This is a genomic window from Serratia marcescens (assembly GCF_029846115.1).
Classification (GTDB): Bacteria; Pseudomonadota; Gammaproteobacteria; order Enterobacterales; family Enterobacteriaceae; genus Serratia; species Serratia marcescens_L.
Window position 1 is genome coordinate 1,793,201 of the sequence record NZ_JARVZZ010000001.1, and the last position, 24,714, is coordinate 1,817,914.

General features: G+C 59.0%; 22 protein-coding genes and 4 tRNA genes. 20 read left to right on the top strand and 6 right to left on the bottom strand.

Annotated features, from left to right (window positions below; all coding sequences use genetic code 11):
- Nucleotides 1-295 precede the first annotated feature (295 nt).
- From QDT79_RS08230 to QDT79_RS08240, 3 genes are read right to left on the bottom strand one after another with little or no spacing between them, the layout of a single operon-like run.
- A complete protein-coding gene (locus tag QDT79_RS08230; protein WP_308316381.1) occupies nt 296-1,288 on the bottom strand; it encodes an NHL repeat-containing protein in 993 nt (330 codons plus the stop codon).
- A gap of 29 nt (nt 1,289-1,317) precedes the next feature.
- On the bottom strand, nt 1,318-2,289 hold the full coding sequence (locus QDT79_RS08235) for an aldo/keto reductase (protein ID WP_308316382.1): 972 nt from the start codon (nt 2,287-2,289) through the stop codon (nt 1,318-1,320).
- 12 nt (nt 2,290-2,301) lie between these two features.
- Nucleotides 2,302-3,102, bottom strand: a complete 801-nt coding sequence (locus QDT79_RS08240; RefSeq protein ID WP_048321287.1) for an SDR family NAD(P)-dependent oxidoreductase — start codon at nt 3,100-3,102, stop codon at nt 2,302-2,304.
- Nucleotides 3,103-3,208: 106 nt separating this feature from the next.
- Between QDT79_RS08240 and QDT79_RS08245 the strand changes: the two genes are divergently transcribed.
- The 6 genes from QDT79_RS08245 to chbG all read left to right on the top strand — a co-directional run bounded on the left by QDT79_RS08245 (nt 3,209) and on the right by chbG (nt 9,414).
- The gene (locus QDT79_RS08245; protein ID WP_107226781.1) at nt 3,209-4,102 is read left to right on the top strand and encodes a LysR family transcriptional regulator; all 894 of its coding nucleotides are present in this window, start codon (nt 3,209-3,211) and stop codon (nt 4,100-4,102) included.
- Between the two features lie 417 nt (nt 4,103-4,519).
- Complete coding sequence (locus QDT79_RS08250) at nt 4,520-4,837, top strand: PTS sugar transporter subunit IIB (RefSeq protein ID WP_004932561.1); 318 nt, start codon at nt 4,520-4,522, stop codon at nt 4,835-4,837.
- A 12-nt stretch (nt 4,838-4,849) separates the two neighbouring features.
- Nucleotides 4,850-6,211, top strand: coding sequence for a PTS N,N'-diacetylchitobiose transporter subunit IIC (chbC, locus tag QDT79_RS08255; protein WP_308316383.1), 1,362 nt, complete (start codon nt 4,850-4,852; stop codon nt 6,209-6,211).
- A gap of 43 nt (nt 6,212-6,254) precedes the next feature.
- Nucleotides 6,255-7,640 carry a 6-phospho-beta-glucosidase GmuD gene (gene gmuD, locus QDT79_RS08260; protein WP_063991363.1) on the top strand — a complete coding sequence of 462 codons (1,386 nt, stop codon included), beginning with the start codon at nt 6,255-6,257 and terminating at the stop codon, nt 7,638-7,640.
- A 15-nt stretch (nt 7,641-7,655) separates the two neighbouring features.
- Nucleotides 7,656-8,504: a transcriptional regulator ChbR gene (gene chbR, locus QDT79_RS08265; RefSeq protein ID WP_063991362.1), complete on the top strand. Its 849-nt coding sequence runs from the start codon at nt 7,656-7,658 to the stop codon at nt 8,502-8,504.
- 148 nt (nt 8,505-8,652) lie between these two features.
- Nucleotides 8,653-9,414 (top strand): chitin disaccharide deacetylase, encoded by a 762-nt coding sequence (gene chbG / locus QDT79_RS08270; RefSeq protein WP_063991361.1) that lies wholly within the window; start codon nt 8,653-8,655, stop codon nt 9,412-9,414.
- A 9-nt stretch (nt 9,415-9,423) separates the two neighbouring features.
- Here chbG and QDT79_RS08275 read toward each other — a convergent pair whose 3' ends face one another.
- Nucleotides 9,424-10,803, bottom strand: coding sequence for an MFS transporter (locus QDT79_RS08275; RefSeq protein WP_063991360.1), 1,380 nt, complete (start codon nt 10,801-10,803; stop codon nt 9,424-9,426).
- 243 nt (nt 10,804-11,046) lie between these two features.
- On the opposite strand from QDT79_RS08275, the gene pncC reads away from it, so the two are divergent.
- The 13 genes from pncC (at nt 11,047) to luxS (ending at nt 20,858) form a co-directional block, all read left to right on the top strand.
- Entirely contained in the window at nt 11,047-11,535 is a 489-nt protein-coding gene (gene pncC, locus QDT79_RS08280; RefSeq protein ID WP_048794685.1) for a nicotinamide-nucleotide amidase, read from the top strand.
- 111 nt (nt 11,536-11,646) lie between these two features.
- Complete coding sequence (gene recA / locus QDT79_RS08285; protein WP_004932541.1) at nt 11,647-12,711, top strand: recombinase RecA; 1,065 nt, start codon at nt 11,647-11,649, stop codon at nt 12,709-12,711.
- 60 nt (nt 12,712-12,771) lie between these two features.
- Nucleotides 12,772-13,284, top strand: coding sequence for a recombination regulator RecX (recX, locus tag QDT79_RS08290; protein ID WP_130018515.1), 513 nt, complete (start codon nt 12,772-12,774; stop codon nt 13,282-13,284).
- 133 nt (nt 13,285-13,417) lie between these two features.
- Nucleotides 13,418-16,045, top strand: a complete 2,628-nt coding sequence (alaS, locus tag QDT79_RS08295; RefSeq protein ID WP_308316384.1) for an alanine--tRNA ligase — start codon at nt 13,418-13,420, stop codon at nt 16,043-16,045.
- Nucleotides 16,046-16,297: 252 nt separating this feature from the next.
- Entirely contained in the window at nt 16,298-16,483 is a 186-nt protein-coding gene (gene csrA, locus QDT79_RS08300; RefSeq protein ID WP_004091602.1) for a carbon storage regulator CsrA, read from the top strand.
- A gap of 310 nt (nt 16,484-16,793) precedes the next feature.
- Nucleotides 16,794-16,886 (top strand) — tRNA-Ser (locus QDT79_RS08305).
- A gap of 3 nt (nt 16,887-16,889) precedes the next feature.
- Nucleotides 16,890-16,966 (top strand) — tRNA-Arg (locus QDT79_RS08310).
- 198 nt (nt 16,967-17,164) lie between these two features.
- Nucleotides 17,165-17,241: transfer RNA gene (locus QDT79_RS08315), tRNA-Arg, on the top strand.
- Between the two features lie 53 nt (nt 17,242-17,294).
- Nucleotides 17,295-17,371, top strand: a tRNA-Arg gene (locus tag QDT79_RS08320).
- 168 nt (nt 17,372-17,539) lie between these two features.
- Nucleotides 17,540-18,106: a fructose-1-phosphate/6-phosphogluconate phosphatase gene (yqaB, locus tag QDT79_RS08325; RefSeq protein ID WP_033637176.1), complete on the top strand. Its 567-nt coding sequence runs from the start codon at nt 17,540-17,542 to the stop codon at nt 18,104-18,106.
- Entirely contained in the window at nt 18,103-18,531 is a 429-nt protein-coding gene (locus QDT79_RS08330) for a YqaA family protein (RefSeq protein ID WP_308316385.1), read from the top strand. The genes yqaB and QDT79_RS08330 overlap by 4 nt, the downstream gene beginning before the upstream one ends.
- An 82-nt stretch (nt 18,532-18,613) precedes the next feature.
- A complete protein-coding gene (gene gshA, locus QDT79_RS08335; RefSeq protein WP_107226787.1) occupies nt 18,614-20,176 on the top strand; it encodes a glutamate--cysteine ligase in 1,563 nt (520 codons plus the stop codon).
- Nucleotides 20,177-20,342: 166 nt separating this feature from the next.
- Nucleotides 20,343-20,858: an S-ribosylhomocysteine lyase gene (gene luxS / locus QDT79_RS08340; protein ID WP_019455133.1), complete on the top strand. Its 516-nt coding sequence runs from the start codon at nt 20,343-20,345 to the stop codon at nt 20,856-20,858.
- A 66-nt stretch (nt 20,859-20,924) separates the two neighbouring features.
- On the opposite strand, the gene QDT79_RS08345 is transcribed toward luxS, so the two are convergent.
- Together QDT79_RS08345 and QDT79_RS08350 are read right to left on the bottom strand one after the other, a co-directional pair.
- Nucleotides 20,925-22,214: an HlyC/CorC family transporter gene (locus tag QDT79_RS08345; RefSeq protein ID WP_060425324.1), complete on the bottom strand. Its 1,290-nt coding sequence runs from the start codon at nt 22,212-22,214 to the stop codon at nt 20,925-20,927.
- A 42-nt stretch (nt 22,215-22,256) separates the two neighbouring features.
- Nucleotides 22,257-23,048: a cytochrome C assembly family protein gene (locus QDT79_RS08350; protein WP_063991354.1), complete on the bottom strand. Its 792-nt coding sequence runs from the start codon at nt 23,046-23,048 to the stop codon at nt 22,257-22,259.
- 169 nt (nt 23,049-23,217) lie between these two features.
- Between QDT79_RS08350 and ffh the strand changes: the two genes are divergently transcribed.
- The gene (ffh, locus tag QDT79_RS08355) at nt 23,218-24,579 is read left to right on the top strand and encodes a signal recognition particle protein (protein WP_004932504.1); all 1,362 of its coding nucleotides are present in this window, start codon (nt 23,218-23,220) and stop codon (nt 24,577-24,579) included.
- Nucleotides 24,580-24,714 lie beyond the last annotated feature (135 nt).

Below are 24,714 nucleotides of genomic sequence, written 5' to 3' on the forward strand. Positions count from 1 at the left end.
CAATCCATTGAATGTAAAGGGAACTGTGATTTTCATTGTCGTCATTCGCTATCACATTGTTTCAGCAGGCGCCGCCCCATTCAGCGCTTGGCGGGCGGCGCAAATCAAATCATCAAAACGCCAGACGGCGCGCTCAAACCTGAGGTTTGCACAGACGCTTATACTAGCCCAGCGGGCAATCGGCTGTCACAGGTAAAAATGGGAAGCGCTGCGCAAGGCGAGGTTGCAACGAAGCGAGATTGTCGTTTGCCTGCGGGCAACAACGCAAGTCGCCGCCCGCAGTAAGGCGGCGAATTTATTGTGCGGCGGTGAGAGGCAGGGGCAGTTGATAAAGGCGGAAGCTGTCGGGCACTTCGGTTTCATGGCCGGGCAGCAGGCGGTGGCGGATGCGCGATTCGCTGACGAAGGCACAGCCTTGTGGTGTGATAGTCAGATTGACCGGTGATTCCATGCCTTCGCGCAAGACCTCAATCCGGTGCGAGCCTGCCGCCTTGGGGGACGGGATCCGCAGGATCCGCCCTTGGCCGCTCTGGATTCCGTTCTCCAGCACGATCAGCGCGCCGTCCGGTGCCAATCCCATTCCGTCCGGGTTTTCAATCAGGCGCGGCAGCTGCATTTCCGTCAGCTGCGGCTTTGGATCGTTATAGCTGAGGGTATAGAGCTTACCGGTGCCGAAATTGGCGACAGCCATCTGCCGGTTGTCGAGCAGTACGATACCGGCGGCGCCCAACCCGCTGGGGGCCGCTAACCGCGCATCCTGATACAACGTACTGAATGCCGCTTCGCCCGGCCGCAGGAGCAGGATGCCGCCGCCGCGGGTTTCCGTCACGTACACCGTACCGTCTGCACCGAGCACGATATCGTTGCCCATTTCCCCCGTCGGCAGTGCCAGGCTGCGGTTGAGGGTGCCATCCGCGACGTTCAGCGCATAAATGCGGTTGGCGCGCGTTTTGCCGCCGGAGAGGAAGTCCGGCGAGTTTCCCCACAGCAACCCGCGCCGTTCGTCCAGCCGCAGCGCGTTTGAGGCGAACACCGTGTCAGCGCCGGGGAAGAAGGTTTCCCACGCCTGACCCGGCCGTTTGCGCAGCACGTTGCCGCTGGTGATCAGCCCGACATACAGCGTGCCGTCCGCCGCACGGGCGATGCCGTTGGGGTAAAGCGCGCCGGGCGGCAGCGTCATGCTGCTTTCTGTGCAGTCTGCGCTGACGGTGGCCTGCGCCGGCGCGTTAAGGGTGAGTGCGGTAGCGAGGGTGAACAACGCCGCTCGCGCGGTAACAGCGTATGACATGTTTCTCTCCGGGAATGAGGTAAAAGGGGCTACCAGCGCTCGGGGCGGGCAGCGTGTGCCATTGGCGCCTCCAGCGCGGCCACGTCTTCTGACGATAGCCTGAGGTCGAGCGCCGCCAGCGCATCCTGCAGATGGTGTGGCTTGGACATGCCCACCAGCGGCGACGCCACGCCGGGTTTGGCCAATAGCCAGGCCAGCGCAATCTGCGCCGGTGGAACGCCGCGCGCGGCCGCTACCTCCGCTACCGCGGTGACGGTGCGTTCTACCTCGTTTCTGCCGCCGTACCAACGGGGCGTCTGTTCGTCGGTGGCGGCGCGCAGCGTGCCGCCACTGCCGGAGCCGGCCAGCACGCCGCGGGCCAGCGGCGACCAGGGCGTCAGGCCAAGACCTTCTTCCAGGCACAGCGGGATCAATTCTTCTTCGTCTTCACGCGTCACCAGGTTGTATTGGCTTTGCAACGAAATAAACGGCGCCAGGCGGTGCTGACGTTGAAAGGCCAGCATTTTCATCAGGCGCCAGGCGTGCAGTGAAGACGCGCCGAGGTAACGGATCTTGCCCGCCCGCACCAGGCCGTCGAGGGTGTCGGCAGTTTCTTCGATCGGCGTTTCGGTGTCGAAGCGGTGCAGCACGAACAGATCGAGGTAATCCGTTCCCAGCCGCTGCAAGGAGGCGTCGACGCTGTGCAGCAGGTGTTTGCGCGACAGCCCGCGGCTGTTCGGTTGCGCATCCATCGGAAAGTAGGCTTTGGTGGCGATCACCACGTCTTCACGGCGGGCGAACGCTTTCAGCGCACGGCCGAGAATGCGCTCGCTTTCTCCGCCGGAGTAAATGTTGGCGGTATCGAAAAAATTGATGCCCGCCTCCAGCGCCTCGCGGATAAAGGGGCGCGCTTCATCCTCTTTCAGTACCCAGGGCCGCCAGGCCGGATCGCCGTAGGTCATACAGCCCAGGCAGAGGCGAGATACCTGCAGGCCGCTGCCGCCAAGCCGAACGTAGTTCATGGTGTCGTCTCCTCAGCGCATGCCGGCGATGGTGTAGCCGCCGTCCACCAGCAGGCTTTGGCCGGTGATGAAACGAGCTTCGTCCGTCGCCAGCCACAAAGCCACATCGCCGATGTCTTCCGATTCGCCCAGGCGGCCGGCGGGCGTGTGGGCGATAAAGGGCGCGAACGCCGCGCTGTCAGCCACGCTGCCGCGCGCCATCGGCGTGTCGATGATGCCGGGGTTGATGTTGTTGACGCGGATGCCCTGGCCGCTGTATTCGAGCGCCACCGCGCGGATCATCGCATCGAGCGCGCCTTTGCTGGCAGAGTAGCTGGACGAACCGGCCAGCGCGCCGTGGGTCAGCCAGGAGGACGTGTTAACGATCACGCCGCCCGAGCGCTGAGCCAGGAAGGTTTCAATCTCGTATTTCATCGCCAGCCAGACGCCTCGGAGGTTAATGGCGATCACGCGGTCAAAATCCTCGCTGCTCTGTTCGGTGATGGGGGCGAAGTTGCCGATGATGCCGGCGTTATTGAAGGCGACGTCGAGCCGGCCGTAGTGGGCCGTCACCGTGGCGAGCAGCCGACGGATATCGTCTTCCTGGGAGACGTCGGCCACGATGGGCAGGGCGTCGCCGCCTGCGAGCGCGATGTCGCGCGCCGTGGCTTCTATTTCCGCCGCGCGCCGGCCGGCCAGCGCGACTTTGGCTCCTTCGCGGGCATAGGCCAACGCGGCTGCGCGGCCGATACCGGTGCCGCCGCCGCTCACCAGCACGACTTTGTCAGCCAGACGGCGCGGCGTTTCATGAGTTGGAGCTGTAGCATTAATCATCGCATCGATACCTGGTAATGGGGTCGATCGCAATGCTATGTTGTTAGATGACGAATAACTATCCGCTAAAAATTCATCTCACTATTAGATAATTTATATTAATAGCATGAAGAAACCCGAATTGTCCGGCCTGGCGGCCTTCGTGGCTATCGCCAGTGAACGCAGCTTCCGCCGCGCCGCTGCCCGATTGGGCGTGACGCCGCCGACGCTGACCCACACCCTGCGTGAACTGGAAGCGCAGGTGGGCATTCGCCTGCTGAACCGTACCACCCGCAATGTCTCGCCGACGGAGGCCGGTGAGCATCTGCTGGCACAGCTGGTGCCGGCTTTTACCGACATCGACGCCGCGCTGGAGAGTCTGAATGCGTTTCGAGAAGGGCCACGCGGCCTGGTGCGCATCAACGCGCCGCGTTCGGCGATCGATCTCGCCATCGTGCCGCATCTGGGGCGGTTGGCAAGTGAGTATCCCGGCATTACGCTGGAGGTGGTAGCGAACGAAGGGTTTACCAATATCGTCGAGCAAGGCTTTGACGCCGGTATTCGGCTCGGCGAGGATCTGCACAACGATATGCGTGCGGTGCGCCTGACGCCGGATCTGCGTTTTGCCATCGTCGCCACGCCGGACTATTTTCAACGGCACGGCGAACCGACGCACCCGCAGGATTTACTGCAGCACCGCTGCATCGGTTGGCGCAAGGCCTCTTCGGGCGAGCGCTACAAATGGACTTTTCAGCAGGGCGAGCAGCGGTTTTCCGTGGCGGTCAACAGCCCGCTTATCGTGGATGACGCCAGGCTGTTGCTGCAAGCGGCGTTGGCACACGTCGGCATCGCTTTCGCCATCGAGCAGGAGGTGGAAGAACACTTGGCGAGCGGGCGGCTGCGGCGAGTGTTGGCCGACTGGTGCGCGCCGTTTCCCGGTTTTTACCTCTATTACCCCAACCGCAGGAACCATTCCGTGGCGCTGGCCACAGTGATCGAGTTGCTCCGTCTGCCCACCTAATCCTCTTCGCCTGCCATCGCGTTCGGGGAGCAGCAGGCGAATCAAGCTTGAACTATTTTAATTCCCCCTTCGCTTGTTCGGGCGCAAATAAACCCTTAAATTCTCAGCGAGTTTGTAACTGGCTGTTTATAATTGTTATTTGTGTATTTGTTGCGAATATTCCGAGTTTTTATCGGTTATTTGAGAGCCCGGTCACACTATTTTTTTATGTGAAATGTGAAGGGGGTCAAGCCGGTAGGTCAAGGAGAGACGGTTATTATCCTCGCTGGCTTACCGATCCGTTTTTCATGCTCCGTATACTGTCTGCAACCAGGGCAACGTGACGGAAATTTTCATAAGGAATGTGCGTGAAGCAATCGTGATTGCATCTGGCATACAAATAACACGGGGTTTTTTTGATTATCTGAGGTGCTTGGTATGGAAAAGAAAAAAATCTATCTGTTTTGTTCTGCCGGTATGTCCACTTCCCTGTTGGTATCAAAAATGAAGGCGCAGGCCGAGAAATACGAAGTACCGGTGATCATCGCCGCCTACCCGGAGGCGCTGGCCGCGGAGAAAGGCGTTGAAGCGGATCTGATCCTGCTGGGGCCGCAGATCGCCTACACCTTGCCGGAGGTGCAAAAACAGCTGCCCAACAAACCTGTTGAAGTCATCGATCCGCTGCTGTACGGCAAGGTCGATGGGCTGGGGGTGCTGAAGGCCGCGGTGGCCGCCATCAAGAAAGCCAATCAATAACAGGAGGCCGCCGTGAATACCCTCATTGCCTCGCTCGAGAAGGTTATCCTGCCTTTCGCCGTAAAAATCGGTAAGCAGCCCCACGTCAACGCCATCAAGAACGGCTTTGTCCGCCTGATGCCGCTGACCTTGACCGGGGCGATGTTCGTGTTGATCAACAACGTGTTCCTGAGCTTCGGCGAAGGATCGTTCTTCTATTCGCTGGGCGTGCGCCTGGATGCCTCCACCATCGAGACGCTGAACGGCCTGAAGAGCATTGGCGGCAGCGTTTACAACGGTACGCTGGGGATCATGTCCCTGATGACGCCGTTCTTTATCAGCATGGCGTTGGCCGAAGAGCGCAAGGTCGATCCGCTGGCTGCGGCACTGCTGGCGGTGGCGGCCTTTATGACCGTCACGCCGTTTAACGTCGGCGAGGCCTATGCGGTGGGCGCCAACTGGCTGGGTGGTGCCAACATCATTTCCGGTATGGTGATCGGGCTGGTGGTGGCCGAGATGTTCGCTTTCATCGTGCGGCGCAACTGGGTGATCAGCCTGCCGGACAGCGTGCCGGCTTCGGTGTCGCGCTCCTTCTCGGCGCTGATCCCCGGTTTTATCATCCTCTCCATCATGGGGCTGGTGGCGTTCGCGCTGGCGCACTGGGGCACCAACTTCCACCAGATCATCATGGACGGCATCTCGGCGCCGCTGGCCAAGATGGGCAGCGTGGTGGGTTGGGTGTACGTGCTGTTCTCCTCGCTGCTGTGGTTCTTTGGGGTGCACGGCTCCATGGCGCTGGCGGCGCTGGACAGCGGCATCATGACGCCGTTCGCGCTGGAAAACGTGGAGCTGTATAACAAATACGGTTCGGTCGAAGCGGCGGTGGCCGCCGGCAAAGAGTTCCACATGTGGGCGAAACCGTTCGTCGACTCCTACATCTACCTCGGCGGAACCGGCTCGACGCTGGGCCTGATCATCGCCATCTTCATCGCCTCGCGCCGCGAAGATTACCGCCAGGTCGCCAAGCTGGCGACGCCGTCCGGCATTTTCCAGATCAACGAACCGATTCTGTTCGGCCTGCCGGTGATCATGAACCCGGTGATGTTCATTCCGTTCATCCTGGTGCAGCCGGTGCTGACCATCATCACCTCGCTGGCTTATTACTCCGGGCTGATCCCGCCTATCACCAACATTGCGCCCTGGACTATGCCGGTCGGCCTGGGGGCGTTCTTCAACACCAACGGCAGCATCATGGCCATGTTGCTGAGCCTGTTCAACCTGGCGGTCGCCACCGTGATTTATCTGCCGTTTGTGGCGATCTCCAACAAGGCACAGAGCCAGATCGACGCGGCGACGGAAAGCGAAGAAGACATCGCCAAGGCGCTGAAACTCTAACTGTGGAACGGGGCGGCGCGGCCGCCCCGCGAGGGACGCGAGTATGGAATATCAATTTGCCGACGGGTTCTGGTGGGGCAGCGCCACCTCCGCGCCGCAGTCTGAAGGGGCGGCCGCGCGGGACGGCAAGAGCCGCAATATCTTCGACTATTGGTACGAGATCGCGCCCGAGCGCTTTCACGATCGGGTGGGGCCGGCTGAGGCCTCGACCTTTTACGACCATTTCCGCACCGATATCGGGCTGCTCAAAACGCTGGGCCACAATACCTTTAGAACCTCGATCTCGTGGTCGCGGCTGATCCCGGACGGCGACGGCGAGGTTAACCCGCAGGCGGTGGCGTTCTATAACGCGATGATCGACGAGCTGCTGGCGCAGGGCATCACCCCGTTTATCAATCTCTACCACTTCGATATGCCGCTGCGCATGCAGCAGCGCGGTGGCTGGGAAAGCCGGGCGGTGGTCGAAGCCTACGCGCGTTACGCCGATATCTGCTTCGATCTATTTGGCGATCGGGTCACCCACTGGTTCACCTTCAACGAGCCGATCGTGCCGGTAGAGGCAGGTTACCTGAATGACCTGCACTACCCTTGCGTGGTGGACTTCAAACGGGCGGTCACCGTGGCGTATCACAGCGTACTGGCGCACGCCATGGCGGTGCAGCGTTTCAGAGCACGTGAGCTGCCGGGGAGCATCGGCATCATTCTGAATCTGAGCCCGACCTACCCGCGTTCCGACGCGCCGGAGGATCGGCAGGCTGCGCACGACGCCGATCTGCTGCTCAACCGCAGTTTCCTCGATCCGGTCGCCAAAGGGCGTTATCCGGCGGCGTTGCTGCAGCTGCTGGAACGGCATGGGCTGATGCCCTGCTGCGAGCCGCAGGATGCGCGGCTGATCGAAGGCGGCGTGGTGGATATCCTCGGCGTCAACTACTACCAGCCGCGCAGGGTGCAGGCGAAAGAGGGGCGTCGTGCCGAGGGGCCGATCGCATCGCCGGAGGATTTGTTCAGTTACTATGCGATGCCGGGACGCAAAATCAATCCGCACCGCGGCTGGGAGATCTATGAGAAGGGGCTGTACGACATCCTGATGGACCTGAAAGAGAACTACGGCAATCTGCCTTGTTATATTTCGGAAAACGGCATGGGCGTCGAGGGAGAAGAAGCGTTTATCGGCGCCGATGGGCGGGTGGAGGACGATTACCGCATCGACTTTATTCGCGAGCACCTGAAGTGGCTGCACCGCGCGCTGGCAGAAGGCTCGCAGTGCAAAGGCTATCATCTGTGGACCTTTATCGACTGCTGGTCCTGGCTGAACGCCTACAAGAATCGTTATGGGCTGGTGCGATTGGATCGGGCGGATCAGCGCCGCACCATCAAGAAAAGCGGCTACTGGTTTGCCGAGGCGGCCAGACGCAACGGATTTGACTAACGGGAGGCCGACGCCGTGTCTGACAACCGAATTTCGCTGAGTGCCAACGATGTGAAGCTGATTCGCGAGCAGGATTTCTTTAACTGCAAAGATTTTCACCTGTTTATCTACAACAAGGTGGAAAGCGCCACCGGCCTGCATCAGCACGACTATTACGAGTTCACCATCGTGCTGAGCGGCAAATGCTATCAGGAGATCAACGGTAAGCGGGTGCTGCTGGAACGCGGTGATTTCGTCTTTATCCCTATCGGCTCCTATCACCAGAGCTTTTACGAGTTCGGCGCGACAAAAATCTTCAACGTGGCGGTCAGCAAAGCGTTTTTTGAAGAGCACTATTTGCAGCAGCTGCCGCGCTGCTTTGTTGCCTCGCAGGCCTACAGCCTGAGAAGCGAGTTTCTGGCCTATATCGAATCGGTGGTGAGTTCGCCGCAGTTTCGTGAGGATGATTTCGCCGAGTTTCTCGAAACGCTGACCTTCTATGTGATCAGCCGCATTCGTCATTATAAAGAAGAAAATGACGGCGGCGATGATATCCCGCAGTGGCTGAAGAACACCCTGGCCGGCATGCATGACAAGGCGATGTTCGGCGAGAGGGCGTTGGCGAACATGGTGGCGCTGTCGGGGAAGACTCAGGAGTATCTGACCCGGGCGATGCGGCGTTACTACCATAAGACGCCGATGCAGGTGATCAATGAGATCCGCATCAATTTCGCCAAGACGCAGCTGGAGGTCACCAACTCTTCGGTGTCCGATATCGCCTTCGATTCCGGCTATGGCGATGTCAGTTTGTTCATCAAAAACTTCAAGCGGCTCACCGAGGTGACCCCAGGCAACTACCGAAAAAAGTGCTACGGCCCTCTTTAGGGCCGCTCCCGATCAGTCTCAATGCCGATATGCCGATGAGCTTCAGGCCGCCGGCCAGTTAGTCATTCGATTTTTACCTTAGCGAAAGGGAATGCCGCGTCGGTCGGTCGGACTTCCCTTGCCAAAAATCCATCTCGCGGGAGCCACTATGGAAAAACTACTGATCGTGAATGCCGATGACTTCGGCCTAAGCAAGGGGCAAAACTACGGTGTTATCGAGGCGTATCAATATGGCGTCGTCTCCTCCACCACGGCGATGGTGAACGGCGGCGGCGCACAGCACGCGGCGGCGCTCAGCCGGCAACATCCGGGGCTGCCGATCGGGCTGCATTTCGTTTTGACCTATGGCAGGCCGCTGGGCGCCATGCCTTCGCTGGTCAACGAGCATGGCGAATTGGGCAAATGGCTGTGGCGCCGCGCCGAGGCCGGTGAGCTGCAACTGGACGAGATTCAGGAGGAGCTGCAGCGCCAGTTCACGCGGTTTATGACGCTGTTCGGCAGGCCACCGACGCACATCGACAGCCACCACCATGTGCATATGCAGCCGCAGATTTACCCGCTGGTGGAGGCGTTTGCGCAGGCGCAGGGGCTGCCGCTGCGCCTCGATCGCGAAGAGGCGAAACGGCGCGATATTGCGTTGCAGACGCCCTGCAGCACCGACGCGTTTGATGCGGGATTCTACGGCGAAACGATTTCCGAAGCCTTATTCCTGCAGAGATTGGCGCGCGCCGACGAGCAGGGCGCCGAGTCATTGGAAATGATGTGCCACCCGGCGTTCCTCGACGCGACGATCCTGCAGAGCAAATACTGCCACCCGCGCCTTGTCGAGCTGGATGTGTTGACCGCGCCGACGCTGAAAGCGGCGATCGCCGAACGCGGTTTTATGCTGGGCTCCTTCCAGGATCTGTAGCGCCGCCGTTCACAGCATGGCGTGCGCCTTTTTCAGGCCGGTGTCCTCTTGCGGATCGGCCCCCTGAGGCAGGGGCTCCGCCTCCTGTTCTTCAGACTGCGGCTCGTCGACATCGGGCGCCGCTTCCGGCGGCGGCATGGTGTCGTGAATGATCTGCTCATCGAAGGTCGGATTGAGCGCCGGCGACAGCGGTGAACTGGCGAGGCTGTCCGGCAGCGCAATGTGTGGCACCGGCGCATCTTGCGCCAGCTGCGGTTCCTCCGCTTTCGCCGTACGGCCGAGGGCCGCCAGCAGTACGCCGCACAGAGCGAAGAAAGCGTACAGGATATTGCCGCCAAGCGGCTCGATCAGTGCGCCGACCGCCAACGGCCCGATGCTGGCGCCGACGCCGAACGCCATCAGCAGACAGGCAGCCAGCGAGACGCGGCGCTCCGGCTCGATCAGATCGTTGGCCAATGCCACCACCAGCGGATAGAGCGTAAACTGCAACATGCTGACGACAAAGCCCACCGCCAGCAGCAACGGAAAATCGATGTGCGGCAGCAGCGCCAGCGGCAGCGCCGCCACGATCAGCAGAATGGCGTTGAAGCGCATCAGCAACGGGCGGTTATAGCGATCCGACAGCCAACTGAGCGGGAACTGCGCCACCAGCCCGGCGAAGATGGCCAGCGCCATGAACAGGCCGGTTTGCTGAGTGGTTAAGGATTGCAGGCTGGCGTAGACCGGCGCCAGGCCGTAAAACGAGCCCACCACCATGCCGATCACCAACGTGGTGGCCAGCACCTTGGGAATGGCGCCGACAAAGTAACGCAGCTCCATCGGGGCCGGCGACATGTGGCGTGCATTGGTGCGGGTGGTGAGAGCGATCGGCACCAGACAGAGCGCGAAACACAGTGCGATCACCAGCAGCGTGGTGATGCCCAGATTGCTTTGCAGCATCAACACGATCTGGCCCAGCGACATGCCGAGATAGGTCGCCGCCATATAGAAGCCGAACACCATGCCGCGCTGGTTGGATTCCGCCTGGTCGTTCAGCCAGCTTTCCAGCACCATATACTGGCACATCATGCACAGCCCGATCACCAGACGCAGCGCGACCCAGGCGGGAATGAACTCCGTCAGGCCGTGCCCCAGCACCGCAGCGGTGATGATGCCGGCGCAGGCCACGTAGGCGCGGATATGCCCGACGCGGGCGATGAGAAAGTGGCCGACCTTGCCGCCGATCACCAACCCGATGTAGTTGGCGGCGATGATGGCGCCGATCAGCGCGCTGCTGACGTGGATGGAGGTCAGCCGCAGCGAGACGTAGGTGGTGAGCAGGCCTGAGCCCAACAGCAGCAGCAGGGTGGTGGTGTACAACGGCAAGAATACGCCCAACGTTTTTTTCACGCTATCATCCTAATCTCTTCTGGTGCGCCCTGAGGCCGCCGCCGCCGCGTGCCGCCTCCGTGATGTTCCTTGTGCTGGTGCGCCGCCGCTCAATGGGGCGCTTCTTTTGATACTAGCAGCTTGGCCGGGCGCTTAAAACCGCACCTCCTGCGAGGCGCTGCGCATTTCTGCGCGCCAGCCGCCGCGTCGCCTTGATAAATGCTACTATCGGGCGCATATACCTGAATTCGCGAGGGAGGGGTTATGAGTGAAAACCAACTGCGCCGGCTCAGCGTGCTGGCGGGGGAAAAACTGAAGGCTCAGGGCCGCTGGATCACCTGCGCGGAATCCTGCACCGGCGGCGGCATCGCCAAGGCCATTACCGATATCGCCGGCAGCTCCGCCTATTTCGATCGCGGTTTCGTCACCTACAGCAATGCGGCGAAGCATGACCTGTTGGGGGTGAGCGAAGCCACGTTGGCGGCGCACGGCGCGGTCAGCGAAGAGGTAGTGCGCGAGATGGCAATAGGGGCGCTGCGGGCGGCACAGGCCGATCTGGCGCTGTCGGTAAGCGGCATCGCCGGCCCGGACGGCGGCAGCGCGGAAAAGCCGGTCGGTACCGTGTGGTTCGGCTTCGCCGGCAGCGATGGCCGGGGGCTGTCGCGCAAGATGCAATTTGAGGGCGACCGCGACGCGGTGCGGCTGCAGGCGACGATTTTCGCGCTGCAAACCGCCATCGACGAATTTTTGTAAATTAGGCTTGATACTGTATGACCATACAGTATAATTAGTGACATTTCCTGCACAACATACATTCAGTGGCAGTGTGGGGTAACACCGGCATTGCGAAACGAAGGAGCAAAAATGGCTATTGATGAGAACAAGCAAAAGGCGTTAGCTGCGGCACTGGGCCAGATTGAGAAACAGTTCGGCAAAGGCTCCATCATGCGCCTGGGTGAAGACCGCTCCATGGACGTGGAAACGATCTCCACCGGCTCACTGTCACTCGATATCGCTCTGGGCGCCGGCGGCCTGCCGATGGGCCGCATCGTCGAAATTTACGGCCCGGAATCATCCGGTAAAACCACCCTGACGCTGCAGGTGATCGCCGCTGCGCAGCGTGAAGGCAAAACCTGTGCGTTCATCGACGCCGAGCACGCGCTGGATCCTATCTATGCGAAAAAGCTGGGCGTCGATATCGACAACCTGCTGTGCTCCCAGCCGGACACCGGCGAGCAGGCGCTGGAAATCTGTGATGCGCTGACCCGCTCCGGCGCGGTTGACGTCATTATCGTCGACTCCGTGGCGGCACTGACGCCGAAGGCGGAAATCGAAGGTGAAATCGGCGATTCGCACATGGGTCTGGCGGCACGCATGATGAGCCAGGCGATGCGTAAGCTGGCCGGCAACCTGAAAAACGCCAATACCCTGCTGATCTTCATCAACCAGATCCGTATGAAAATTGGCGTGATGTTCGGCAACCCGGAAACGACGACCGGCGGTAACGCCCTGAAGTTCTACGCTTCGGTGCGTCTGGATATCCGCCGCATCGGCGCCATCAAAGAGGGCGACGAAGTGGTGGGCAGCGAAACCCGCGTGAAAGTGGTGAAGAACAAAATCGCTGCGCCGTTCAAGCAGGCTGAGTTCCAAATCATGTACGGCGAAGGCATCAACAGCCGTGGCGAACTGGTCGATCTGGGCGTGAAGCACAAGATGATCGAAAAAGCCGGCGCCTGGTACAGCTATAACGGCGAGAAGATCGGCCAGGGCAAGGCGAATGCCTGTAACTTCCTGAAAGAAAACCCGGCTATCGCCGCCGAGCTGGATAAGAAGCTGCGTGACCTGCTGCTGCACAGCGGCGGTGAACTGGTGGCCGCTTCCGGTGACGACTTCGAAGACGATGAAGCGGAAACCAGCGAGCAGTTCTAATCGCTGAAGATGTGTGCCGCCGTTCGTGTGGCGCATATCCCATAAATTCAGGCTTGAATGATGAATGACTTGCTAAGCCGCGCCATGCGCCTGCTGTCGCAACGCGATCATAGTGAAGCTGAACTGCGCCGCAAACTTGCGGCGCAGCCGTTTGTGGCGAAAGCCCGTTTTGGCGGCAAGAGGCCACATGCGCCGGCATTACCGCCGGTGGCTGAAGAGCCGGTGGATCCTGCGCTGATCGAGCAGGTTATTGCCTACTGTTACCAGCATAACTGGCTAGACGATAAGCGTTTCGCTCACAGCTACATCGGCAGCCGCAGCCGCAAAGGTTACGGCGCGCAGCGCATCCGCAGCGAACTGATGCAAAAGGGCGTCGACAAAGCGCTGGTGCAGGACGCGCTGGCGGAATGCGATATCGATTGGTGCGAACAGGCAAAACAGGTGGCACAGCGAAAATTTGGCGATGCGTTGCCAACCGACTGGAAAGAGAAAGCCAAAGTGCAGCGTTATCTGCTCTATCGCGGCTTCTTCCAGGAAGAAATTCAGTCAATTTACCGTGATTTTGCGCAATGAGCGCACACGGGGTTTTACTTCCCTCTGAAGAAAATTTATCTTATCCCCACTTTTTGTTCGTGAGCTGGTTGTCATCGTCGGGATGACGCGTCACCGGCTCACGTGTCGTTATTCTAGCCTTTCCAGGAAAATTATGAGCAAGAGCACCGCTGAGATCCGTCAAGCGTTTCTCGATTTCTTTCATAGTAAGGGTCATCAGGTTGTAGCAAGCAGCTCCCTGGTGCCTAACAATGATCCGACATTGCTGTTTACCAATGCCGGCATGAACCAATTTAAGGATGTTTTCCTGGGGCTCGACAAACGCGCCTATTCCCGCGCCACCACCTCGCAGCGCTGTGTGCGCGCAGGCGGCAAGCATAACGACCTGGAAAACGTCGGTTATACCGCACGTCACCATACCTTCTTTGAAATGCTGGGCAACTTCAGCTTCGGCGATTACTTCAAGCACGACGCGATCAGCTACGCGTGGGAACTGCTGACCGGTGAAAACTGGTTCAACCTGCCGAAAGAGAGACTGTGGGTCACCGTGTATGAAACCGATGACGAAGCGTTCGACATCTGGCAGAAGCAAATTGGTGTACCGGCCGAGCGCATTATCCGTATCGGTGACAACAAGGGCGCGCCTTTCGCTTCCGACAACTTCTGGCAGATGGGCGACACCGGCCCATGCGGCCCGTGCACCGAAATTTTCTACGATCACGGCGATCACATCTGGGGCGGCCCTCCGGGCAGCCCGGAAGAAGACGGCGACCGCTATATCGAGATCTGGAACATCGTTTTCATGCAGTTCAACCGTCAGTCCGACGGCACCATGCTGCCACTGCCGAAACCTTCGGTGGATACCGGTATGGGGCTGGAGCGCATCGCGGCGGTGTTGCAGCATGTGAACTCCAACTATGAAATCGACCTGTTCCGTACCCTGATCGCCGCCGTGGCGAAAGTGACCGGCGCGACCGATCTGGACAACAAATCCCTGCGCGTTATCGCCGACCACATCCGTTCTTGCGCCTTCCTGGTGTCGGACGGCGTGATCCCGTCTAACGAAAACCGCGGCTACGTGCTGCGCCGCATCATTCGTCGCGCGATCCGCCATGGCAACATGCTGGGCGCGAAAGATACCTTCTTCTACAAGCTGGTGGCGCCACTGATCGACGTGATGGGCCCGGCGGCCGACGAATTGAAACGCCAGCAATCGCTGGTGGAGCAGGTGCTGAAAACCGAAGAAGAGCAGTTTGCCCGCACGCTGGAGCGTGGTCTGGCGCTGTTGGACGAAGAGCTGGCCAAGCTGAAGGGTGATACCCTGGACGGCGAAACCGCTTTTCGTCTGTACGATACCTACGGCTTCCCGGTCGATCTGACCGCTGACGTCTGCCGCGAGCGCGGTCTGAAAGTCGATGAAGCGGGCTTTGAAGAAGCGATGGAAGCGCAGCGCCGCCGCGCGCGCGAATCCAGCGGCTTCGGCGCCGACTACAACAGCCTGATCCGCGTGGACGGCAGCAGCCAGTTCAGCGGTTACGATCACGACGAGCAGCAGGCAACTGTCATCGCGCTGTTCCGCGACGGCCAGCCGGTCGATCAGATTAACGCTGGCGAAGAGGCGGTGGTGGTGCTGGATGAGACGCCGTTCTACGGCGAATCCGGCGGCCAGGTCGGCGATAAAGGCGTGCTGAAAGCCGCCGGCGTAGAGTTTGTGGTCAACGACACCCAGAAATACGGCCAGGCTATCGGCCACCAGGGCAAACTGGCGCAGGGCTCGCTGAAGCTGAACGATCGCGTGGATGCGCAGATCGACGCTGAGCGCCGCAACAGCATTCGTCTGAACCACTCCGCGACTCACCTGCTGCACGCCGCGCTGCGTCAAACGCTGGGCGACCACGTCGCGCAGAAAGGCTCGCTGGTTAACGACAAATACCTGCGTTTCGACTTCTCGCACTTCGAAGCGATGAAGCCGGAGCAAATCCGCGCGGTGGAAGATCTGGTGAACCAGCAGGTGCGTCGTAACCTGCCGGTACAGACCGAGCTGATGGCGTTGGAAGATGCCAAAGAGAAGGGCGCGATGGCGCTGTTCGGCGAGAAGTACGATGACAACGTGCGCGTACTGACCATGGGCGACTTCTCCACCGAACTGTGTGGCGGTACTCATGCCAGCCGCACCGGCGATATTGGCCTGTTCCGCATTCTGAGCGAGTCGGGCACCGCGGCGGGCATCCGTCGTATTGAAGCGGTGACCGGCGCAGGCGCTATCGCCACGCTGCACCAGCAAAGCGATTTGTTGCAAGACGTTGCGCAGCTGGTTAAGGGCGACAGCAACACCCTGACCGATAAAGTGCGCTCGGTGCTCGATCGCACCCGCGCGCTGGAAAAAGAACTGCAGCAGTTGAAAGATCAGCAGGCGGCGCAGGAAAGCGCGTCGTTGTCCAGCCAGGCAAAAGTGGTTAACGGTGTGAAGCTGTTGGTCAGCCAGTTGGACAATGTCGAAGCCAAAATGCTGCGCACCATGGTGGATGACCTGAAAAATCAATTGGGTTCGGCCATCATCGTGTTGGCAACGACGGCTGATGACAAAGTCAGCCTGGTTGCAGGCGTGACCAAGGATCTGACTGACCGCGTGAAAGCCGGCGAGTTGATCGGCAACGTGGCGCACCAGGTAGGCGGCAAGGGCGGTGGTCGCCCGGATATGGCGATGGCGGGGGGGACGGATATCAACGCCCTGCCAGCGGCGTTAAACAGCGTAGAAGCCTGGGTGGCCTCGAAGCTGTGAACATAAATAAATAGCACGCACAAACGCCATAATACTTTGTTGATTATGGCGTTTTCATACTGTGCTAACACAATTTAGTTACAATTGCGGGAACAAAGTTTTTCAGGTCGGCTAAACTTACCATTATCTGAGGTGGGACCAAGTCTGCTTACACTTATTGTGGGTTGCGCGGCTTACGTTTTCACCACATATGATGGATAATGACGGGGAAACTGAGAGACCCGACTCTTTTAATCTTTCAAGGAGCAAAGAATGTTAATTCTGACTCGTCGAGTTGGTGAAACCCTCATGATTGGCGATGAGGTTACGGTCACTGTGCTAGGGGTAAAAGGCAACCAGGTGCGTATTGGTGTGAATGCCCCCAAAGAGGTTTCGGTTCACCGTGAAGAAATCTATCAGCGCATTCAGGCAGAGAAGTCTCAGCAGACGACTTACTGATTCCGAAGCAGCGTCTCGTTGCCAGACGAGACGCTACTGCATCGTTTTACCCACTTCTTTCGTTCTCCTCTCTCTTTTTCGTGATTATTTTCCCGGTTAGTTTTCTGCTTTGTTGCCACAAACGCTGCGGTTGCCTGTTGATAAAACGCCCTTTTTGCCTTGAAATCGCCCATGTTGGGTGCGAATTGTGCAAACGCGCATGAGTTGGGAAAAATTGTTTGACTTAAAAGTCGGAGAAAGTAATATGTGCGCCACGCAGTGCCGATGAGCTTCTCTAAAGCAAGTTAGGCACAATTCGAAAGAAGCGTATGGTGAGGTGGCCGAGAGGCTGAAGGCGCTCCCCTGCTAAGGGAGTATGCGGTCAAAAGCTGCATCCGGGGTTCGAATCCCCGCCTCACCGCCATTTGCATCCATAGCTCAGCTGGATAGAGTACTCGGCTACGAACCGAGCGGTCGGAGGTTCGAATCCTCCTGGATGCACCATATTTTCCTCATGTGTCGCGGAGCGAGAGTTTCAGACAGATGGCGAGCAAGAAAGTGCTCGAAGGAGGATAACATTGCTTAAGCAATGGCGCCGTAGGGCGAGGCGCTAGCGCCGAGTAATCCTCCTCGATGCACCATATTTTGCGGTATGGTGGGGTAGTAACAACGTACCATACGGTATCAAAAAAGAATTCCTGTGCATCCATAGCTCAGCTGGATAGAGTACTCGGCTACGAACCGAGCGGTCGGAGGTTCGAATCCTCCTGGATGCACCATTCTTTCCGTCATGCTTCGTTAGTGAAGCAGGCAAGCAGTAAAAAATAGACATGCATCCATAGCTCAGCTGGATAGAGTACTCGGCTACGAACCGAGCGGTCGGAGGTTCGAATCCTCCTGGATGCACCATCTAAGAGAAACCCGCTACGGCGGGTTTTTCGCTTTTCAGCTTTTTCCATCCCCCTTTTCCCCTTTGCGCCCGTTCGGGCACAGCACATTCCGTTATGACGCAGTCAGCGACAACCCAACGGCTTTACGCTAAAGTAGTTTTCTTTCCTCTACGATCATGGAGTAACGATGTACGACCGCTATCAGGGTCTTATTTTCGACATGGACGGTACGATTCTGGACACCGAGCCAACGCACCGCAAAGCGTGGCGTGAAGTGCTGTCCCGTTATGGCATGACGTTTGATGAAGCGGCCATGGTGGCGCTGAGCGGTTCACCGACATGGCGCATCGCTCAGGCGATTATCGCCAGCCACCAGGCCGACCTCGATCCGCATCACCTGGCCGCGGAGAAAACGCGCGCGGTGGAAGCGATGCTGCTGGATAGCGTGCGTCCATTGCCGCTGATCGAGGTGGTGAAGTCCTATCATGGTCGCCGTCCGATGGCGGTCGGTACCGGCAGTGAGCACCGCATGGCGGAAATGCTGCTGCGTCATCTCGGCCTGTTCAACTGCTTCGACGCGATCGTCGGCGCGGACGACGTGCAGCGCCATAAACCGGAGCCGGACACCTTCCTGCGCTGTGCCGAACTGATCGGCGTACCGCCGGAAAAATGCGTGGTGTTTGAAGACGCCGATTTCGGCATTCAGGCGGCGAAAAGTGCCGGTATGGCTGTGGTAGACGTCCGCACGCTGTGAGTAGTACGCTAGCCGTAATATCGTTATTTGGCAGTAGCTTCCTCAGTGCGACGCTGCTGCCGGGAAATTCAGAAATCGTTCTGGTCGCCTTGCTGGCCCAGAGTCGCGTCTCGCCAGAGTTGCTGGTATTGGCCGCGACCCTGGGCAACACGCTGGGTGGCTTGACCAATGTCATTATCGGGCGCCTGTTACCGGCGTTGAAACCACAGCGGGGGCTGGCAACGGCGCTCGGGTGGCTGCAACGCTTCGGCCCGGCTGCGCTGCTGCTCAGCTGGGTGCCGGTGGTGGGCGATTTGTTGTGCGTGTTGGCAGGTTGGCTGCGCATGCCCTGGGGCTCTGTCGCGCTGTTTCTGTGTATCGGAAAGGCGCTGCGTTACATCGTGTTGGCTATGATAACGGCACAGGGTATCGCCTGGTGGCAGTAACCAAGTGAATATAACTCAATATTCTCTCGGGTGCGGATTCAGTATGCTTACGAGTTATTGTTTTTAGAAGCGGGAGGTCAATTTGATCCCGGACGTATCACAGGCGCTTTCTTGGTTGGAAGCCCATCCCCAGGCATTAAAAGGCATTCGTCGCGGCATCGAGCGTGAAACGCTGCGGGTCACGCCGAACGGCACCTTGGCGACCACCGGGCATCCGGAAAAGCTGGGCGCGGCATTGACGCACCACTGGATCACCACGGATTTCGCCGAAGCGCTGTTAGAGTTCATTACGCCGGTTGATGACAACATCGATCACCTGCTGACGTTCCTGCGCGATATTCATCGCTACGTGGCGCGCAATATCGGCGATGAGCGCATGTGGCCGCTCAGCATGCCGTGCTTTATCGAAGCCGAGCAGGATATCGAGCTGGCGCAGTTCGGTTCGTCGAACATCGGCCGCATGAAGACGCTGTATCGCGAAGGGTTGAAGAATCGCTACGGCGCGCTGATGCAGACCATTTCCGGCGTGCATTACAACTTCTCGCTGCCGCTGGAGTTTTGGCAGGCGTGGGCCGGCGTGCAGGACGCAGAAAGCGGCAAAGAGCAGATCTCGGCGGGGTATTTCCGCCTGATCCGCAACTATTACCGTTTCGGCTGGGTGATCCCGTATCTGTTCGGCGCATCACCGGCCATTTGTTCTTCGTTCCTCAAGGGGCGCGAGACCAATCTGCCGTTCGAGCGCACCGAGCAGGGGATGTGCTACCTGCCGTACGCCACCTCGCTGCGACTGAGCGACCTGGGTTACACCAACAAGTCGCAGAGCAATTTGGGCATCACCTTCAACGATCTGCACAGCTATGTGGCCGGTCTGAAGCGGGCGATTGCTACGCCTTCCGAAGAGTTCGCCAAGCTGGGCGTGAAAGAGGGCGATCGCTACCTGCAGCTGAACAGCAACGTGCTGCAAATCGAGAACGAGCTGTATGCACCGATACGGCCGAAGCGCGTGACCCAAAGCGGCGAGACACCGTCGGACGCGCTGCTGCGTGGCGGTATCGAATACATCGAAGTGCGTTCGCTGGATATAAACCCGTTCTCGCCGATCGGCGTGGACGCGGTGCAGGCGCGTTTCCTGGATCTGTTCCTGGTGTGGTGCGCGCTTGCCGATGCGCCGGAGATGAGCAGCGATGAACTGCTGTGCACGCGCAAGAACTGGAACCGGGTGATTCTGGAAGGGCGTAAGCCGGGCCAGACCATCGGCATCGGCTGTGGCGCCAGCCATGAACCGCTCGAAAAAGTGGGTAAGGCGCTGTTCGCCGATCTGCGTCGGGTGGCGGAAGTGTTGGACAGCGAAGCCGGCAACCGTCAATACCAGCAGGTGTGTGATGAGCTGGTCGCCGCGTTCGACGATCCTGAGCTGACCTTCTCCGCGCGCATTCTGAAGGCGATGAAGGAGGAAGGCACCGGGCGCGTCGGGTTGCAGCTGGCGGAGCAGTATCGCCAGACGTTGCTGGAAGAACCGTTGGAAATCCTGAACGAAGCCGAGCTGGATAAAGAGCGGGAAGCCTCGTGGCAGCGCCAACGCGACATAGAAGCCAATGATACGCTAAGCTTTGAAGCGTTCCTGAAGCAAAACGGCGGAAGCTGAAAAAGAAAAAGGCCACATCAATGTGGCCAAATATGCATCTCTGATGACAGGGATGATGATAACAAATGCGCGTCTTTCACATACTCAGACTCGCAGGGTTGGAAAAGGTTTCCCGGTTAGGAAAAAAAGTTTCGAAATAAATGCTCTTTTACGAGGAGGTAGCGAAATGCCATTGCTGGATAGCTTTACCGTCGATCATACCCGTATGGCAGCTCCGGCTGTCCGCGTTGCGAAAACCATGAAAACGCCTCATGGCGATACCATTACGGTGTTTGATCTGCGCTTTTGCCGCCCGAACCTGGAAGTGATGCCCGAGCGCGGCATTCACACGCTGGAGCACCTGTTCGCCGGCTTTATGCGTGACCATCTGAATGGCCAGGGCGTGGAGATTATCGACATCTCCCCGATGGGCTGTCGTACCGGTTTTTACATGAGCTTGATCGGCGTGCCGGAAGAGCAGCGCGTAGCCGACGCCTGGAAAGCGGCGATGGCCGACGTGCTGAAAGTGACCGATCAGCGCAAAATCCCCGAGCTGAACGAATACCAGTGCGGCACTTACCATATGCACTCGCTGGAAGAAGCGCAGGAGATCGCCAAGCACATCCTGGATAACGACGTGGTGGTTAACCACAACGACGAGTTGGCGCTGCCGAAAGAGAAGCTGCAGGAACTGCATATCTAGCCGCGCATTTTCCGCAGAGATAAAAAAAGACGCGATTTCGCGTCTTTTTTACGTTCAGGCCGGCGGTCAGTGATGGCCGACGCTGGACTGCAGCGAGGTGATCGGCGTGACCCGCACCTGTTTGATCATGTTGCCCTGCACGTCGAGAATGTCGATATCGTAATGGCCGATACGCACCCGGGTGCCGATTTCGGGGATCTCTTCCAGCTCTTCCAGCAGCATGCCGTTGACGGTGCGGGCCTCACTGGCCGGCAGGGTCCAGTTGAAGGCCTTGTTCAGCTCGCGCACGTTGGCGGTACCGTCGATCAAGACCGAGCCATCGCTCTGCGGCGTGACCTCTTCCGCCAGCGTCGGTGACATCGAGGTGGTGAAGTCGCCGACGATCTCTTCGAGAATGTCCTCTACCGTGACCAGGCCCTGAATGTCGCCGTACTCGTCGACCACGATGCCGACCTTCTCTTTGTTGCGCTGGAACTTCACCAGTTGCACGTTGAGCGGCGTGCCTTCCGGCACGAAGTAAATCTCGTCGGCGGCGCGCAGCAGGTTCTCTTTGTTGAATTCTTTTTTCTCGGTCATCAGGCGGTAGGCTTCGCGCACGCGCAGCATGCCGATCGCGTCGTCCAACGAACTGCGATACAGCACGATGCGGCCGTGCGGCGAGTGGGTCAGCTGGCGCATGATCGACTTCCAGTCGTCGTTGACGTCGATGCCGACGATCTCGGTGCGCGGCACCATGATGTCGTTAACCGTCACCTTTTCCAGATCCAGCACCGAGATCAGCATGTCCTGATTGCGGCGGGAGATTTGCGATTGAGATTCGCGCACGATAGTGCGCAGCTCATCCTTGCTGACGGCGTCGCTGATGCGCACGTTGGTGCGGATGCCGAACAGGCGCAAGGTCAGGCTGGTGATGCCGTTGAGCAACCAGACCAGCGGGAACATCACCTTTTGCAACGGAGCCAGCAGGACGCTGCTGGGGAAGGCAATGCGTTCCGGATAGAGGGCGGCGAAGGTCTTCGGCAGCACTTCGGCGAACAGCAGCACGGCAAAGGTCAGTATGCCGGTTGCGATCGCCACGCCGAGATCGCCATACAGCCGCATGCCGACGATGGTCGCCAGCGCCGAGGCGAGGATGTTGACCAGGTTGTTGCCGATCAGCACCAGGCCGATCAGCCGATCCGGTTTTTGCAGCAGCTTCTCCACCCGACGCGCCGAGCGGTTGCCCTGTTTGGACAGGTGACGCAGGCGATAACGGTTGAGCGTCATCATGCCGGTTTCGGAAGCGGAGAAGTAAGCGGAGACCACGATCATGATCACCAGGATAATGATGAGGGTCCCCGTCGACACATGCTCCAATGCAGTATTCCTTATAGAGAGGGAGAATTGAACCGGGCTGGCTTAGCGCACCATCACCTGCTGAATCAGACGGCTGCCGAAGTAGGCGAGCGTCAGCAGGAAGGCACCGGCGAGGCTGAACCAGACGACGCGGCGGCCGCGCCAGCCTTCATGGTAATGGCCCCACAACAACACGATATACACGAACCAGGCCATGATCGACAGCACGGCTTTATGCACGTTCTCTTTGCTGAACAGATTATCCATGTACAGCAGGCCGGTGCACAGGGTGAGCGTCAGCAGCACCACGCCGATCTGGGTGATATGGAACATCTTGCGCTCGATGCTCATCAGCGGCGGCATGTCGGCGCTAAAGGTCAACTTCTTGTTCTTCAACAGGTAGTCGAGCCAGGCGAGCTGCAAGGCGTAGAGCGCGGCGATGATCAAGGTGGCATAAGAGAACAGCGCCAGGCCGATATGCACCATCAGTTCCGGGCTGGCCTCCAGATGAGTGATGAACTCGCCGGGCATAAAGCTGGCGAAGGCCAGGTTGATCATCGCGAAGCTGTAGACGATCGGCAGCAGGAACCAGCCGCGGTCGCGCGAGGCGACGAAGGTCATCACCGAGCAGATGATCAGGCTGACGATGGAGCCAATGTTCAGCAGGCTGAGATTCTGCCCGGCGCTGACGTCAAAGATGCGCTGCTGCAGCGCGATGGCATGGCAAATCAGCGCCACCACCGCCGAGACGAGGGCAAGCCGACGGTATGCGCTGTTCTTCCGCAACAAACTGGGAATGATCAGTCCAAGGCTGAGCAGGTAGGCCATCAAAGCCACAATGGAGAAAACTGGCATAGCGTTTAATTTTGCTTCGGCGTGGTTAATTGGAGTGTCAGTATAACGTTGCGCGCGTTTCACTCCAACCTATCTCCAACGCTGAGGCAGAGATCCGCCGCGCTTCGTGTTATCATCGGCGCAATTGTGTCGCCGGAGCGGCCTGTCATTACACGTTGAGCATGAGACGATGTTTGAAAATTTAACCGATCGATTGTCGCGCACGTTGCGCAATATCAGCGGCCGCGGGCGGCTGACCGAAGAGAATATCAAGGAAACCCTGCGTGAAGTGCGTATGGCATTGCTGGAAGCGGACGTCGCGCTGCCGGTGGTGCGCGACTTCATCAACCGCGTCAAAGAGAGCGCTGTTGGCCATGAAGTCAACAAGAGCCTGACGCCGGGGCAGGAGTTCGTCAAGATCGTCAAAGGCGAGCTGATCGCCGCGATGGGCGAAGTGAACACCGAGCTGAACCTGGCGGCCCAGCCGCCGGCGGTGGTGCTGATGGCGGGCCTGCAGGGCGCCGGTAAAACCACCAGCGTCGGTAAGCTCGGCAAATTCCTGAAGGAAAAGCAGAAGAAGAAAGTGTTGGTGGTTTCCGCGGACGTTTATCGCCCGGCGGCGATCAAACAGCTGGAAACGCTGGCGGAAGGTGTCGGTATCGATTTCTTCCCGTCTGACGTCAAAGAAAAACCGATCGACATCGTCAATCGCGCGCTGCAACAGGCCAAGCTGAAGTTCTACGACGTCCTGATCGTCGATACCGCCGGCCGTCTGCACGTTGACGAAGCGATGATGGACGAGATTAAACAGGTGCATGCGGCGATCAAGCCGGTAGAAACCCTGTTCGTGGTCGACGCCATGACCGGCCAGGATGCCGCCAATACCGCCAAAGCGTTTAACGAAGCGCTGCCGCTGACCGGCGTGGTGCTGACCAAGGTCGACGGCGATGCGCGCGGCGGTGCCGCGCTGTCCATCCGTCATATCACCGGCAAGCCGATCAAGTTCCTTGGCGTGGGCGAGAAGACCGAAGCGCTGGAGCCGTTCTACCCGGATCGCGTAGCATCGCGCATCCTGGGCATGGGCGACGTGCTGTCGCTGATCGAAGATATCGAAAGCAAGGTCGACCGCGAGCAGGCGGAAAAACTGGCCAACAAGCTGAAGAAGGGCGACGGTTTCGATCTGACCGACTTCCTGGAGCAGCTCAAGCAGATGCGTAACATGGGCGGCATGGCCAACATGCTGAGCAAGCTGCCGGGTGCCGGCCAGCTGCCGGATAACGTCAAATCGCAGATGGACGACAAAGTGTTGGTGCGCATGGAGGCGATCATCAACTCGATGACGCTGAAAGAGCGCGCCAAACCGGAAATCATCAAAGGCTCGCGCAAGCGTCGCATCGCGATGGGGGCCGGCATGCAGGTGCAGGACGTCAACCGCTTGCTGAAGCAGTTCGACGAAATGCAGCGTATGATGAAGAAGATGAAGAAAGGCGGTATGGCGAAGATGATGCGCGGCATGAAAGGTATGATGCCACCGGGCTTCCCAGGCCGCTGATGGGCCTCCGCACGCCGAGTGCGGGCGCTTTCAGCATTCGCCGTTCGCGGTGAAAACCGCCCGAAATTTGACAGGCTGCAAAAGTTGTCCTCTGCGATCGACGCTTTAGATTGCTTTTTGCGCCAAAATGAGTAA

Coding starts and splice junctions, on each gene's coding strand:
- QDT79_RS08240 (WP_048321287.1), bottom strand. CDS start 3,102: ATGATTAATGCTACAGCTCCAACTCATGAAACGCCGCGCCGTCTGGCT.
- recX (WP_130018515.1), top strand. CDS start 12,772: ATGAATGACTTGCTAAGCCGCGCCATGCGCCTGCTGTCGCAACGCGAT.
- alaS (WP_308316384.1), top strand. CDS start 13,418: ATGAGCAAGAGCACCGCTGAGATCCGTCAAGCGTTTCTCGATTTCTTT.
- gmuD (WP_063991363.1), top strand. CDS start 6,255: ATGGAATATCAATTTGCCGACGGGTTCTGGTGGGGCAGCGCCACCTCC.
- yqaB (WP_033637176.1), top strand. CDS start 17,540: ATGTACGACCGCTATCAGGGTCTTATTTTCGACATGGACGGTACGATT.
- ffh (WP_004932504.1), top strand. CDS start 23,218: ATGTTTGAAAATTTAACCGATCGATTGTCGCGCACGTTGCGCAATATC.
- QDT79_RS08245 (WP_107226781.1), top strand. CDS start 3,209: ATGAAGAAACCCGAATTGTCCGGCCTGGCGGCCTTCGTGGCTATCGCC.
- recA (WP_004932541.1), top strand. CDS start 11,647: ATGGCTATTGATGAGAACAAGCAAAAGGCGTTAGCTGCGGCACTGGGC.
- pncC (WP_048794685.1), top strand. CDS start 11,047: ATGAGTGAAAACCAACTGCGCCGGCTCAGCGTGCTGGCGGGGGAAAAA.
- QDT79_RS08235 (WP_308316382.1), bottom strand. CDS start 2,289: ATGAACTACGTTCGGCTTGGCGGCAGCGGCCTGCAGGTATCTCGCCTC.
- QDT79_RS08350 (WP_063991354.1), bottom strand. CDS start 23,048: ATGCCAGTTTTCTCCATTGTGGCTTTGATGGCCTACCTGCTCAGCCTT.
- QDT79_RS08250 (WP_004932561.1), top strand. CDS start 4,520: ATGGAAAAGAAAAAAATCTATCTGTTTTGTTCTGCCGGTATGTCCACT.
- QDT79_RS08230 (WP_308316381.1), bottom strand. CDS start 1,288: ATGTCATACGCTGTTACCGCGCGAGCGGCGTTGTTCACCCTCGCTACC.
- luxS (WP_019455133.1), top strand. CDS start 20,343: ATGCCATTGCTGGATAGCTTTACCGTCGATCATACCCGTATGGCAGCT.
- chbG (WP_063991361.1), top strand. CDS start 8,653: ATGGAAAAACTACTGATCGTGAATGCCGATGACTTCGGCCTAAGCAAG.
- csrA (WP_004091602.1), top strand. CDS start 16,298: ATGTTAATTCTGACTCGTCGAGTTGGTGAAACCCTCATGATTGGCGAT.